The sequence below is a fragment of the Pseudomonas sp. PSKL.D1 genome (genome assembly GCF_028898945.1).
Lineage (GTDB): Bacteria > Pseudomonadota > Gammaproteobacteria > Pseudomonadales > Pseudomonadaceae > Aquipseudomonas.
Genome location: NZ_CP118607.1, coordinates 763,864 through 776,761 on the forward strand (window position 1 = coordinate 763,864; position 12,898 = coordinate 776,761).

Genomic DNA, 12,898 nt, shown 5'->3' on the forward strand with positions numbered 1-12,898 from the left:
GCCCCGGTCATTCAGGCGGTGTTTCAGGCAGGTACTCAGGCACCCAGTTCGCGCACCAGCGAGTCGCGGGTGATTTCGCTGATGGATTTGGCGCCAGTCAGCACCATGGCCACGCGCATTTCCTTCTCGAACAGTTCCAGCAGGTTTTTCACCCCGGCCTGGCCATGCACGGCAAGGGCCCAGAGGAAGGCGCGGCCGATCAGCACGGTGTCGGCGCCCAGGGCAATCATGCGCACCACGTCGAGGCCGCTGCGGATGCCCGAGTCGGCAAGAATTTTCAGGTCGCCCTTCACCGCGTCGGCAATGGCAGGCAGGGCGCGGGCGCTGGACAGCACGCCGTCCAGCTGGCGGCCGCCGTGGTTGGACACCACGATGCCGTCGGCACCGAACTTGACCGCGTCACGGGCGTCGTCGGCGTCGAGGATGCCTTTGATGATCATCGGGCCGTCCCAGAATTCGCGGATCCACTCCAGGTCTTTCCACGAGATCGACGGGTCGAAGTTGTTGCCCAGCCAGCCGATGTAATCTGCCAGGCCGGTTGGGTTGCCACGGTACTTGGAGATGTTGCCCAGGTCGTGCGGGCGCCCCTTCACACCGACGTCCCATGCCCATTCGGGGTGGGCCATGGCTTGAAGTACGCGGCGCATCGGGCCGTTTTTGCCGCTCATGCCGGAATGGGCGTCGCGGTAGCGGGCGCCGGGCACGGGCATGTCGACGGTGAACACCAGGGTTTTAACGCCTGCTGCCTTGGCGCGCTCCAGCGCATTGCGCATGAAACCGCGGTCTTTGAGCACATAGAGCTGGAACCACATCGGCCGGTTGATGGCCGGGGCCACTTCTTCGATCGGGCACACCGACACGGTGGACATGGTGAACGGGATGCCATGGGCGGCGGCGGCTCGGGCGGCCTGCACTTCGCCACGGCGGGCGTACATGCCGGTGAGGCCGACCGGGGCCAGGGCCACGGGCATACTCAGGGTTTCGTCGAACAGTTTGGTCTCAAGGCTCAGCTCGGACATGTTCTTGAGCACGCGTTGGCGCAGGGCAATGCTGGCCAGGTCCGACACGTTATGGCGCAGGGTGTGCTCGGCATAGGCGCCGCCGTCGGCGTAGTGGAACAGGAAGGGTGGCAGCTTGCGCTGGGCCGCGGCGCGATAGTCGGTGGAGGCAGAAATGATCATGGATTCTCGCAGCGTGGGTTGAAGGAGATGCCGGGCGCTCTCGGGCGCCCGGCCCCTTTCACTTTAGTGATGAACCAGCATGCCGGTCAGCCAGTAGGCCTGAACCAGGGTGATCAGGCCGACGATGGTGGCGAAGAACAGGCTGTGCTTGACGGTGAAGCGGAACAGATCGGATTCCTTGCCGACCAGGCCGGTAGCGGCGCAGGCCACGGCGATCGATTGCGGCGAAATCATCTTGCCGGTCACGCCGCCGCTGGTGTTGGCAGCTACCAGCAGGGTGTCGCTGACGCCAATCTGGTGCGCGGTGGTGGCCTGCAGCGAGCTGAACAGGGCGTTGGACGAGGTGTCCGAGCCGGTCAGGAACACGCCCAGCCAGCCGAGGAACGGCGAGAAGAACGGGAAGGCGGCGCCCGTGCCGGCCAGTACCAGAGCCATGGTCGAAGACATGCCTGAGTAGTTGGTGACGAAGGCGAAGGCCAGCACCATGCCGATGGACAAGATCGGCCAGCGCAGCTCCCAGAACGTTTCTTTGAAAGTGGTAAGACCAGTTTTGAAATTGATCTTCAGCACCGCCATGGAAATAAGCGCGGAGAGGAAGATTGCAGTACCGGTGGCGGAAATCGGGTCCAGCTTGAACACCGCTGGCATGGCGGTCGGCGCGGTGACGATCGGCGCGGTTTTGACCACCAGTTGGTCCAGGTGCGGGATGGCGAAGTTGAACACGAAGTTGTACATCGCGCCGCCTGGGGCGAAGGCTGCCTTGAACGGTTTGAGCGTCCAGATGGTAACCAGCACGGTCAGGATCAAGAACGGCGACCAGGCTTTGAAGATTTCGCCAAAGCTGTAGGGGCTAGGCTGGCTGCCGCTTGGCTGTACGACCGCGGCGCCGACGCTACCCTTGGCTTGTGCGAACGAACGCTTGGGCTGCCAGACTTTCAGGAACAGGGTCAGGGCAATCAGGCTGGCCAGGGCAGAGGTGATGTCTGGCAGTTCCGGGCCGATGAAGTTGGATGTGAAGTACTGGGTAACGGCGAAGCTCAGGCCGGCAACCAGGGCGGCAGGCCAGGTTTCTTTCACGCCGCGCAGGCCGTCCATCATGAACACCAGCCAGAACGGCACGAACAGCGACAGCAGCGGCAGTTGGCGGCCGGTCATGGCGCCGATGTGGAAGGCGTCGATGCCGGTGACCTGGCCGGCCACGATGATCGGGATGCCCAGTGCGCCAAAGGCTACCGGGGCAGTGTTGGCGATCAGGCACAGGCCAGCGGCATAGAGCGGGTTGAAGCCCAGGCCCACCAGCAGCGCGGCGGTGATGGCTACCGGGGCGCCGAAACCGGCGGCGCCTTCGAGGAATGCGCCGAAGCAGAAGCCAATCAGCAGTACCTGCAGGCGTTGGTCGTCTGTAATCGACAGTACCGAACTGCGAATGACCTCGAACTGGCCGCTCTTGACCGTGAGTTTGTAGAGGAACACCGCGGCAACGATGATCCAGGCAATTGGCCAGAGGCCATAAAGGAAGCCATACCCGGCGGCAGCAAGGGCCATGTCCACCGGCATCTGGAAGGCAAAGATGGCCACCAGGATCGACAGGGCGAGGGTAATGCTGCCCGCAACGTGGCCTTTGAGGCGGAACACGGCGAGGGCCAGGAAGAAGAACACGATAGGGATGACCGCCGCCAGTGCGGACAGGCCGAGACTACCAAGCGGGGTATAGAGTTGTTGCCAGGTTTGCATATGGGGTGGCCCCTAATTGTTGTTGGTCAGCACTGGCATTGGATAATTGGTAAGACCAATTTACAATGGCTGGTCGCTAGGTTAAAAGCGCTGTCGTGGGTGTGTCAATTTGTCCGAGGCAAAACTTTGGTCGTGTGCCGATGAGCGGGCAGCTGTTTGCCTTGGAAAATGCGCGTCTGAATGGTGCTGGCGCAGGCTGGATCGGCGAGAATAGGCGCCCCCGGATGATTGCCAGGGGTTTGTGGAGAGCATGTGATGGTTTTTGATCAGGTCCGCCAACGGCGCCTGTCCGACGACATTGTCGATCGGTTGGAAGGGATGATTCTGGAAGGCACGCTGACCTCCGGCCAGCGGCTGCCGGCCGAGCGCGCCCTTGCCGAGCAGTTCGGTGTGTCGCGGCCGTCATTGCGTGAAGCAATCCAGAAGCTGGTGGCCAAGGGGTTGCTGGTCAGCCGCCAGGGTGGTGGCAATTATGTAGCCGAGTCGCTGGGTTCGACGTTCAGCGACCCGCTGCTGCAATTGCTGGAGCACAGCGCCGAAGCGCAGCGCGACCTGCTGGAGTTTCGTCACACGCTTGAGGCGTCATGTGCTTATTACGCAGCTCAGCGCGCGACCGAGCCTGACCGTGCGCGGCTCAAGGCTGCTTTCGATACGTTGCAAGACTGCTACTCGCGTGCGGACGAAGTGACGCGAGCGGAAGAGGGGGCTGCCGATGCGCGCTTCCATCTGGCGATTGCCGAAGCCAGTCACAATGCGGTGCTGCTGCACACCATCCGCGGGTTGTTCGACCTGCTCAAGCGTAATGTGGTGACCAATATTGGCGGTATGTACCAGCAGCGTACCGAGACGCGGGACATGTTGATCAGCCAGCATCGGGAGCTGTATCAGGCGATTGTCGAGGGCAGGGCGGACGAGGCGCGAGAGATCTCCAGCCGGCACATTTTGTATGTGCAGGAGGTGCTGGAAGAGGCGCATGAAGAAGCGCAGCGCGTGGCGCGGGCGGAGCGGCGGAGCGGGCGTTAAGTTTGCGGAGGCTTATCGCGGATAAATCCGCTCCTACAGGGTGCGTACCCTGTGTTGTAGGAGCGGATTGATCCGCGATGCAGGCGCCGCCAATCGGGAAGGCCTACTCTTCCTTCCCTTTGTTGCGCACCGCACGCTGCAACTCGCGGTTGGAATCACGTTCGCGCATGGTGTCGCGCTTGTCGAATTCCTTCTTGCCCTTGCCAAGCGCGATTTCGCACTTGATCAGGTGCTTGCTCCAGTACAGCGCCAAGGCAACACAGGTGTAGCCTTTTTGCGCCACGGCCGCCTCTACGCGCTCAAGCTCGCGCTTGTTCAGCAGCAGCTTGCGGGTGCGCATGGGGTCGGCGATGACGTGGGTGCTGGCGGCAGTCAGCGGGGTGATGTGGCTGCCGAACAGCCAGGCTTCACCGTCCTTGAGCAGCACGTAGCTGTCGGTCAGGTGGGCCTTGCCGGCGCGCAGGCTCTTTACTTCCCAGCCGGACAGGACCAGCCCGGCCTCGAACTTGTGTTCGATGAAGTAATCGTGTCGCGCTTTCTTGTTCTGCGCGATGGTCCCGGTCGGATGTTTCTTTTGTTTAGCCATAGGGGCGGCATTATAGGCAAGTCAATGCGTCGTCCGCTATGGGATTTCGGTGTGCTTGAGCCACTGCAATGAATACCGGACAATACAGGCCCTGTCATACGCACAGAACCTGTTTTCGGCACGCTGCGAAGCGCCGCCACCCAGCCTTGGAAGTGACGCCTGGATGACTACCCATATTCAACGCTCCGCCCTGCTGCCGTACCCTGCCCAGGCGCTTTACGACTTGGTCAACGATGTCGCCAGCTACCCTGATTTCTTGCCCTGGTGCTCGGCCTCGACGGTGATCGAGGCTAGCGATACGCACATGCGTGCAAAGCTTGAGGTGGCCAAGGGCGGCATGAGCCAGCAATTTGTAACGCGCAATGTGCTGGTGCCGGGGCAGTCGATCGAGATGAACCTTGAAGAAGGGCCGTTCAGCCAGTTGCATGGCGTGTGGGTGTTCAAGCCGCTGGGCGAAAAAGCCTGCAAGATCAGCCTGGATTTGTCGTTCGACTATGCCGGGCCGATTGTGCGCGCCACCTTGGGGCCGCTGTTCAACCAGGCGGCCAATACGTTGGTGGATGCGTTCTGCCAGCGTGCCAAGCAGTTGAATGGCTGACAGCCGCTAAACCCAGCGTCCACAAAAAAGCCCGGGCCATGGCCCGGGCTTTTTGTTACCTGCAATTACTGCGGCGAGGTTTCCAGCGGAGCGGGAGTCGGAACCGGCGTGGTTTCGATGGTATCGATCTCGCGCTGGATGGACTCTTCCACCGAACCTGGCTTGGCTGGCTTCTCGGCGGGTTGCGGAGTGGCCTGCTGCTCTGGTTGGGTGCCTGGGCTGACGGTAGTGTCGCTGCTGCCGCCGAGGATTTCCTGGTCCTTGCTGACGCCTGGCATGAAGTCACCCGACAGGCTGACCAATTGGTCGCTGTCGTTGAAGAAGATGCTCATGCGCTCCTGCTGGCGCTTACCGCCACCTGGCTGGATGCTGTACAGGTAATCCCAACGATTGGTGTTGAAGGTGTCCTGCAGCAATGGGTTACCCATGATAAACCTTACTTGCCGTCGGGTCATTCCGGGGCGCAATTGGTCTATCATGTCTTGCGTGACGACATTGCCCTGCTGGATGTCGATTTTGTAAACCCCGGGAAACGAGCAACCGGCGAGTGCGAGCAGTCCCACGAGGGTGAGGCTGGTTAGCAAGAGCTTGGTGTTTTGCATCGGTGGGCGACTTCCACTATCTTGGCTGGACAACGTAAACCCCGATCATACCCGTATTAAGAGAAGCTGCGAAGCAGCATCGGCGAGAAAGCTGACCATGGTTGAAAATAGCGAACTGCGCAAAGCCGGTCTCAAGGTTACCCTGCCTCGAGTCAAGATCCTTCAAATGCTCGACTCTACCGAGCAACGTCACATGAGTGCCGAGGATGTTTACAAGGCACTGATGGAGGCTGGCGAGGATGTCGGCCTGGCCACCGTTTATCGCGTACTGACCCAGTTCGAAGCAGCTGGCCTGGTGGTGCGCCACAACTTCGACGGCGGCCACGCGGTGTTCGAGCTGGCTGATGGTGGCCACCACGACCATATGGTCAACGTGGAAACCAGCGAAGTCATCGAATTCATGGATGCTGAAATCGAGCGCCGTCAGAAGGAAATCGTGGCCGAGCACGGCTACGAGCTGGTGGACCACAACCTGGTCCTCTATGTGCGTAAGAAGAAGTAACGATTTAATCGTTATGAACGACAAAGGCGACCCTAGGGTCGCCTTTGTGCTTTATGGGGCTCAGGCCTTGCCGGAAACCACCATCTTGCGTGCGTGTGCCAGCGACTCCTTGGTCAGGTCGATACCGCCCAGCATCCGCGCCACTTCCTCTACCCGCTCGCGTTTGCCCAGGCTGGCCACGGCGGTGTGGGTAGTGTCGCTGTTGCGCACCTTGTGCACGAACAGGTGGTGATGCCCCTGTGCTGCCACCTGCGGCAGGTGCGTCACGGTCAGCACTTGGCCACGCTCGCCCAGGCGGCGTAGCAACTGGCCGACGATCTCGGCCGTCGGGCCGCCGATGCCCACGTCGACTTCGTCGAACACCAGGGTTGGAATGCGTGAGGTTTGCGCGGTGATCACCTGAATCGCCAGGCTGATGCGCGAAAGCTCGCCGCCCGAAGCCACTTTGGCCAGGCCTTTGAGGGGCTGGCCCGGGTTTGCGCTGACCAGTAGTTCGATCTGCTCCAGGCCGTGAGGTGAGAGTTCGCGGCCTTCGTTTGGCGTCAGCTCGATGCAGAAGCGGCCGCCGGGCATGCCCAGGCGCTGGATTTCCTGCTCCACGGCGAGTGCCAGTTGGTGGGCAGCCTGTTGTCGCAGGGCGCTCAGCTCTGTCGCCTTCTCTTGATAATGCTGGGCGTAAGCCCGCAGTTCCTCGCCGAGTCGTTCAAGTGACTCGTCGCTGGCATTCAAGCTTTCGATTTCTTCCATCAGTTGCTGCTGCAGGTGCGGCAACTCGGTGGGGTGGATGCGGTGTTTGCGCGCCAGTGTATAGATAGTGTCGAGCCGTTCCTCCAGAGCCTGCAGGCGCATGGGGTCGGCGTCGAAGTTGTCGAGGAAGCGGTTGAGCTCGCCCATGGCTTCCTCAACCTGAATCTGCGCACTGGCAATCAGGTTGGCCGCCTCATCGAGTGCTTTGGGGGCATTGCTGGTTGCGCCCAGGCGATTAAGGCTGGAGGTAAGCGCGCTGAGTACGTTGCCCGAGTCGCTCTCGCTGCACTGGTCGATCACCTGCCGACAAATGCCGAACAACGCTTCGGCGCTGGTCAGGTTCTTGTGCTCCTGCTCCAGGTGCTCCAGTTCGTTTTCAACCAGGCCCAGGTTGTCGAGCTCTTCCAGCTGGTAGCTGAGCAGTTGATGGCGGGCGCGTTGCTCGTCGCCCGAATTGGTCAGGCGCTCGATTTCCAGGTGGGTCTGGTTCCAGCGCTTGGCGGCCAACTGAACCTGTCGGGCCAGGTCGATGGCGCCGGCGTACTCGTCTACCAGGCGGCGATGGGTGTCGGTCTTGAGCAGCGACTGGTGTTCGTGCTGGCTGTGAATGTCGATCAGCAGCTCGCCAAGTGCCTTCAAGTCGCCGAGCGGGCAGGGCGTGCCATTGATGTAGCCGCGGCTGCGCCCTTCAGCGGTAATCACCCGGCGCAGGATGCACGGGCCTTCGCTTTCCAGGTCGCGTTCGGCCAGCCAGGTACGTGCCTCGGGGATGTCCACCAGGTCGAATGTGGCGAGGATGTCTGCCTTGTCGGTGCCTGGGCGTACCACGCCACTGTCGGCACGGTCGCCCAGGGTCAGGCCGAGCGCGTCGAGCATGATCGATTTGCCCGCGCCGGTCTCGCCGGTGATGACGGACATGCCGCGGTCAATTTCGAGGTCGAGGTGCTCGACGATGGCGTAGTTGTGAATGGACAGGTGCACCAGCATGAGGGCGGCTCCCGAAGCTCAAGTCTGGTTATTTATACAGTACTTTTTTCTGGCCTGCCAATGCCTCATCAAACAATTCGTAACCCGGCTGAAAACCACCTTGCCCCTTGAACCCTGTTTTTCCGGCCCCATATAGCCGGCAGACACGGCGAGCTTTGCTCGTACAACAGAAATTGCGCAGGAGAGTACCCATGGCTGACGAACAGCTGAACGAGAAAGACCTTAACGCCGAAGAGGCTGGTGCAGCGACTGTCGATGCCCGCGTCCAGGAACTAGAGGAGCAGCTGGCCGCCGCCAAGGATCAGTCCCTGCGTGCTGTTGCCGACGTGCAGAACATTCGCCGTCGTGCCGAGCAGGATGTAGAGAAGGCGCACAAGTTCGCGCTGGAAAAATTCTCGGCAGACCTGCTGCCGATCATCGACAGCCTGGAGCTGGCCCTGGCGCACTCCAGTGCCGAGGATGAGAACGTCAAGCAAATCCGCGAGGGGGTCGAGCTGACCCTGAAGATGTTCCAGGACACCCTCAAGCGCTACAACCTCGAAGCCATCGATCCGCACGGCCAGCCATTCAATCCTGAGCACCATCAGGCCATGGCCATGCAGGAAAGCGCCAATGTCGAACCGAACAGCGTGCTGAACGTGTTCCAGAAGGGCTACCTGCTCAATGGCCGCCTGCTGCGCCCAGCGATGGTTGTGGTGAGCAAGGCGCCGGCCGCGCCGCAACCTTCGATCGATGAGAAGGCTTGAAATCCACCGGGGCATCCCCATCTAGGTGTCAAGCCTTCAAGTATTACCGCAGTTGGCCAAAGTAGTCGCTGCCACCAAATTCAAGTTTCGGGAGAGTTAACATGGGCAAAATCATCGGTATCGACCTGGGGACCACCAACTCGTGCGTCTCCATTCTGGAAAACGGTAACGTCAAGGTCATCGAAAACGCCGAAGGCGCGCGTACCACCCCTTCGATCGTGGCCTATGCCAACGACGGCGAAATCCTGGTCGGTCAATCGGCCAAGCGTCAGGCGGTTACCAACCCGCACAACACCCTGTTCGCAGTGAAGCGCCTGATTGGCCGCCGCTTCGAAGAAGATGTCGTGCAGAAAGACATCAAGCTGGTGCCTTACAAGATCGTCAAGGCAGGCAACGGTGACGCCTGGGTCGAGGCTTCTGGCAAGGAAATGGCTCCGCCGCAAATCAGCGCCGAAGTCCTGAAAAAAATGAAGAAGACCGCCGAAGACTACCTCGGCGAGCCAGTCACCGAAGCGGTCATCACCGTTCCGGCCTACTTCAACGACAGCCAGCGTCAGGCTACCAAGGATGCCGGTCGCATCGCTGGCCTGGACGTAAAACGCATCATCAACGAGCCAACCGCTGCTGCACTGGCTTACGGCATGGACAAGGCCAAGGGCGACCACACTGTCATCGTTTATGACCTGGGTGGCGGTACCTTCGACGTATCCGTGATCGAAATCGCCGAAGTTGACGGTGAGCACCAGTTCGAAGTGCTGGCTACCAACGGTGACACCTTCCTGGGTGGCGAAGACTTCGACATGCGCTTGATCGACTACCTCGTCGACGAGTTCAAGAAAGAGTCCGGCATGGACCTGAAGAACGATCCACTGGCCCTGCAGCGCCTGAAAGAAGCCGCTGAAAAAGCCAAGATCGAGCTGTCCTCGGCACAGTCGACCGACGTCAACCTGCCGTACATCACTGCAGATGCCACCGGTCCTAAGCACCTGAACGTGAAAATCTCCCGCGCCAAGCTGGAGTCGCTGGTCGAAGACCTGGTCAACCGTACCATCGAGCCTTGCCGCATCGCGCTGAAAGACGCCGGCATCGACGCCAGCAAGATCGACGATGTGATCCTGGTGGGCGGCCAGACCCGTATGCCAATGGTCCAGAAAGCCGTTGCCGACTTCTTCGGTAAAGAAGCGCGCAAGGACGTCAACCCGGACGAAGCAGTCGCCATGGGTGCTGCCATTCAGGGTGCGGTTCTGGCTGGTGACGTGAAAGACGTTCTGCTGCTCGACGTAAGCCCGCTGACCCTGGGTATCGAAACCATGGGTGGCGTGATGACTGCGCTGATCGAGAAGAACACCACCATCCCGACCAAGAAGTCGCAGGTGTTCTCGACTGCCGACGACAACCAGGGCGCTGTGACCATTCACGTGCTGCAGGGTGAGCGTAAGCAGGCTGCGCAGAACAAGTCGCTGGGCAAGTTTGACCTGGCTGACATCCCGCCAGCTCCGCGTGGCGTGCCGCAAATCGAAGTAACCTTCGACATCGACGCCAACGGCATTCTGCATGTTGGTGCGAAAGACAAGGCTACCGGCAAGACCCAGTCGATCGTGATCAAGGCCAACTCCGGCCTGTCGGACGACGAAATCGAGCGCATGGTGCGTGACGCCGAGGCCAATGCCGAGGAAGACCGCAAGTTCGAAGAGCTGGCCGCTGCCCGTAACCAGGGTGATGCGCTGGTGCACTCGACTCGCAAGATGGTCGCTGACGCAGGTGACAAGGTCACTGCTGAAGAGAAAACTGCCATTGAGGCTGCCGTTGTTGCTCTGGAAGCTGCCGTTAAAGGCGACGACAAGGCTGCCATCGAAGCCAAGGTAGAAGAGCTGTCCAAGGTGTCGGCTCCTGTTGCTCAGAAGATGTACGCCGAGCAGCCACAGCAGGCTCAGGGTGGTGCTCAGCAGCAGGCCGAACCAGAAGCCAAGCACGATGACGTGGTTGACGCCGAGTTCGAAGAAGTCAAAGGCGACGACAAGAAGTAATCGTTGCATGTTGTCGGCCAGTTCACCGCCGTTTGGCGGTGAACTGGTAGGATGTCGCCGCGCGGGGGCTTGCTCCCGCGTTGGTGTGTCTGGAATACGAGAATTTTTACAGGATCTGTCAACGCAATGAATGCTGGCAGGTCCTGCGGCACAGCGCGTAGCGCAGAGGTATGCCGAACGCCCTCAAGAGTGCAAATGACCTATGGCAAAGCGTGATTATTATGAGGTCCTGGGTGTCGAGCGTGGCGCCAGCGAAGGTGATCTCAAAAAGGCTTATCGCCGCCTGGCGATGAAGTATCACCCCGACCGCAACCCGGGTGACAAAGAGTCGGAAGAGCAGTTCAAAGAGGCCAACGAGGCCTATGAAGTGCTGTCCGATACCAGCAAGCGCGCAGCGTACGACCAGTACGGCCATGCTGGCGTCGACCCTAGCATGGGTGGCGGTGGTGCTGGCTTTGGCGGCGCCAACTTCTCCGACATCTTCGGTGATGTCTTCAGTGATTTCTTTGGTGGCGGCCGTGGCGGCTCGCGCGGCGGTGCCCAGCGCGGCAGTGACCTGCGCTACACCCTGGAACTGAACCTGGAAGAAGCGGTACGCGGCACCACGGTCAGCATTCGTGTGCCTACGCTGGTCAATTGCGCGCCTTGCGATGGTTCGGGTGCCAAGAAGGGCTCGACCCCGGCTACCTGCCCGACCTGTGGCGGTATCGGTCAGGTGCGTATGCAGCAGGGCTTCTTCTCAGTGCAGCAAACCTGCCCGCGCTGCCATGGCCAAGGCAAGATCATCACCGACCCTTGCGGCTCGTGCCACGGTGAAGGCCGTGTCGAAGAGTGCAAGACCCTGTCGGTGAAGGTGCCGGCTGGCGTCGACACCGGCGACCGTATTCGCCTGTCCGGTGAAGGCGAGGCCGGTACCCATGGTGGCCCGACTGGTGACCTGTATGTGGTGATCAACGTGCGCGAGCACTCGATCTTCCAGCGTGACGGCAAGCACCTGTACTGCGAAGTGCCGATCAGCTACACCGATGCCGCCTTGGGTGGTGAGTTGGAAGTGCCGACCCTTGATGGTCGCGTTAAGTTGAAGATCCCGGAAGGCACCCAGACTGGCAAGCAGTTCCGCCTGCGTGGCAAGGGCGTTGCCCCGGTGCGTGGTGGTGCGGCGGGAGACCTGCTGTGCCGCGTGGCGGTAGAAACCCCGGTCAACCTCAGCCGCCGCCAGCGCGAGCTGCTCGAAGAGCTGCGTGCTTCGCTTGAGGGTGACAGCACCCACTCGCCCAAGGCCAGCGGCTGGTTTGAAGGCGTGAAGCGCTTCTTCGGCGATCTCTGACAAGGAACAGGCTATGCGACGTATTGCAGTGATGGGCGCAGCAGGGCGGATGGGCAAGACCCTCGTCGAGGCTGTGCAGCAAACCCCGGGTGCCGGGCTGACGGCGGCAATCGATCGCCCGGACAGCTCGCTGGTTGGCGCTGATGCAGGTGAGTTGGCGGCCCTTGGCCGGATCGGTGTGTTGCTGTCCGATGACCTGGCGAAGGTTGTTGACGAGTTTGATGTGCTGATCGACTTCACTCATCCGTCAGTGACGCTGAAGAACCTGGCGTTCTGCCGCAAGCACGGCAAGGCGATGGTGATCGGCACTACCGGTTTCACCGTTGAAGAAAAGCAGTTGCTGGTCGAGGCGGGCAAGGACATTCCGATCGTGTTTGCTGCCAACTTCAGTGTTGGTGTCAACCTCAGCCTCAAGCTCCTGGACATGGCGGCGCGGGTGCTGGGTGATGATGTCGATATCGAGATCATCGAAGCGCACCACCGGCATAAAGTCGATGCTCCGTCGGGTACCGCGCTGCGCATGGGTGAGGTGGTTGCCAATGCGCTGGGTCGTAACCTGCAGGAGGTGGCCGTGTATGGTCGTGAGGGCCAGACTGGCGCGCGCGATTGCAAGACCATCGGCTTCGCCACTGTCCGTGCTGGCGATGTTGTAGGTGACCATACCGTGCTGTTTGCCGCTGAAGGCGAGCGCCTGGAAATCACTCACAAGGCTTCCAGCCGCATGACGTTCGCCAAAGGTGCGGTGCGTGCTGCGCAGTGGCTGGATGGGCGCGAGCCTGGCCTGTACGACATGCAGGACGTGCTCGAGCTGCGCTAACCTGCTTTTTGTGGGAGCGGC

At 60.8% G+C, this 12,898-nt stretch carries 12 protein-coding genes; 7 read left to right on the plus strand and 5 right to left on the minus strand.

What is annotated here, in order from left to right:
• Positions 1–35: 35 nt before the first annotated feature.
• Entirely contained in the window at positions 36–1,181 is a 1,146-nt protein-coding gene (gene lldD / locus PVV54_RS03230; protein ID WP_274908575.1) for an FMN-dependent L-lactate dehydrogenase LldD, read from the minus strand.
• Positions 1,182–1,244: 63 nt separating this feature from the next.
• Positions 1,245–2,915 carry a lactate permease LctP family transporter gene (locus PVV54_RS03235; RefSeq protein ID WP_274908576.1) on the minus strand — a complete coding sequence of 557 codons (1,671 nt, stop codon included), beginning with the start codon at positions 2,913–2,915 and terminating at the stop codon, positions 1,245–1,247.
• Positions 2,916–3,170: 255 nt separating this feature from the next.
• Between PVV54_RS03235 and PVV54_RS03240 the strand changes: the two genes are divergently transcribed.
• Complete coding sequence (locus PVV54_RS03240) at positions 3,171–3,938, plus strand: FCD domain-containing protein (RefSeq protein WP_274908577.1); 768 nt, start codon at positions 3,171–3,173, stop codon at positions 3,936–3,938.
• A 103-nt stretch (positions 3,939–4,041) separates the two neighbouring features.
• Here the strand turns inward: PVV54_RS03240 and smpB are convergent, their stop codons facing one another.
• Positions 4,042–4,524 carry an SsrA-binding protein SmpB gene (gene smpB / locus PVV54_RS03245; RefSeq protein WP_152955908.1) on the minus strand — a complete coding sequence of 161 codons (483 nt, stop codon included), beginning with the start codon at positions 4,522–4,524 and terminating at the stop codon, positions 4,042–4,044.
• 163 nt (positions 4,525–4,687) lie between these two features.
• Here smpB and PVV54_RS03250 point away from each other — a divergent pair, with 163 nt between their 5' ends.
• Positions 4,688–5,122, plus strand: coding sequence for a type II toxin-antitoxin system RatA family toxin (locus PVV54_RS03250; RefSeq protein WP_274908578.1), 435 nt, complete (start codon positions 4,688–4,690; stop codon positions 5,120–5,122).
• A gap of 65 nt (positions 5,123–5,187) precedes the next feature.
• On the opposite strand, the gene bamE is transcribed toward PVV54_RS03250, so the two are convergent.
• Positions 5,188–5,724 (minus strand): outer membrane protein assembly factor BamE, encoded by a 537-nt coding sequence (gene bamE / locus PVV54_RS03255; RefSeq protein WP_274908579.1) that lies wholly within the window; start codon positions 5,722–5,724, stop codon positions 5,188–5,190.
• Positions 5,725–5,821: 97 nt separating this feature from the next.
• On the opposite strand from bamE, the gene fur reads away from it, so the two are divergent.
• Positions 5,822–6,226: a ferric iron uptake transcriptional regulator gene (fur, locus tag PVV54_RS03260; protein ID WP_008096237.1), complete on the plus strand. Its 405-nt coding sequence runs from the start codon at positions 5,822–5,824 to the stop codon at positions 6,224–6,226.
• A gap of 60 nt (positions 6,227–6,286) precedes the next feature.
• Here the strand turns inward: fur and recN are convergent, their stop codons facing one another.
• On the minus strand, positions 6,287–7,960 hold the full coding sequence (gene recN / locus PVV54_RS03265; protein WP_274908580.1) for a DNA repair protein RecN: 1,674 nt from the start codon (positions 7,958–7,960) through the stop codon (positions 6,287–6,289).
• 191 nt (positions 7,961–8,151) lie between these two features.
• Between recN and grpE the strand changes: the two genes are divergently transcribed.
• From grpE to dapB, 4 genes are all read left to right on the plus strand, one after another.
• A complete protein-coding gene (grpE, locus tag PVV54_RS03270) occupies positions 8,152–8,706 on the plus strand; it encodes a nucleotide exchange factor GrpE (RefSeq protein ID WP_274908581.1) in 555 nt (184 codons plus the stop codon).
• Positions 8,707–8,807: 101 nt separating this feature from the next.
• Complete coding sequence (gene dnaK / locus PVV54_RS03275; RefSeq protein WP_274908582.1) at positions 8,808–10,733, plus strand: molecular chaperone DnaK; 1,926 nt, start codon at positions 8,808–8,810, stop codon at positions 10,731–10,733.
• Between the two features lie 202 nt (positions 10,734–10,935).
• Positions 10,936–12,060, plus strand: coding sequence for a molecular chaperone DnaJ (dnaJ, locus tag PVV54_RS03280; protein WP_274908583.1), 1,125 nt, complete (start codon positions 10,936–10,938; stop codon positions 12,058–12,060).
• Positions 12,061–12,073: 13 nt separating this feature from the next.
• Positions 12,074–12,877 (plus strand): 4-hydroxy-tetrahydrodipicolinate reductase, encoded by an 804-nt coding sequence (gene dapB / locus PVV54_RS03285; protein ID WP_274908584.1) that lies wholly within the window; start codon positions 12,074–12,076, stop codon positions 12,875–12,877.
• Positions 12,878–12,898 lie beyond the last annotated feature (21 nt).

Excerpts from the sequence above, each read along its gene's own strand:
- lldD (WP_274908575.1), bottom strand. The coding sequence starts at position 1,181 with ATGATCATTTCTGCCTCCACCGACTATCGCGCCGCGGCCCAGCGCAAG.
- PVV54_RS03250 (WP_274908578.1), top strand. The coding sequence starts at position 4,688 with ATGACTACCCATATTCAACGCTCCGCCCTGCTGCCGTACCCTGCCCAG.
- PVV54_RS03235 (WP_274908576.1), bottom strand. The coding sequence starts at position 2,915 with ATGCAAACCTGGCAACAACTCTATACCCCGCTTGGTAGTCTCGGCCTG.
- recN (WP_274908580.1), bottom strand. The coding sequence starts at position 7,960 with ATGCTGGTGCACCTGTCCATTCACAACTACGCCATCGTCGAGCACCTC.
- dnaJ (WP_274908583.1), top strand. The coding sequence starts at position 10,936 with ATGGCAAAGCGTGATTATTATGAGGTCCTGGGTGTCGAGCGTGGCGCC.
- fur (WP_008096237.1), top strand. The coding sequence starts at position 5,822 with ATGGTTGAAAATAGCGAACTGCGCAAAGCCGGTCTCAAGGTTACCCTG.
- smpB (WP_152955908.1), bottom strand. The coding sequence starts at position 4,524 with ATGGCTAAACAAAAGAAACATCCGACCGGGACCATCGCGCAGAACAAG.
- PVV54_RS03240 (WP_274908577.1), top strand. The coding sequence starts at position 3,171 with ATGGTTTTTGATCAGGTCCGCCAACGGCGCCTGTCCGACGACATTGTC.
- dapB (WP_274908584.1), top strand. The coding sequence starts at position 12,074 with ATGCGACGTATTGCAGTGATGGGCGCAGCAGGGCGGATGGGCAAGACC.
- dnaK (WP_274908582.1), top strand. The coding sequence starts at position 8,808 with ATGGGCAAAATCATCGGTATCGACCTGGGGACCACCAACTCGTGCGTC.
- bamE (WP_274908579.1), bottom strand. The coding sequence starts at position 5,724 with ATGCAAAACACCAAGCTCTTGCTAACCAGCCTCACCCTCGTGGGACTG.
- grpE (WP_274908581.1), top strand. The coding sequence starts at position 8,152 with ATGGCTGACGAACAGCTGAACGAGAAAGACCTTAACGCCGAAGAGGCT.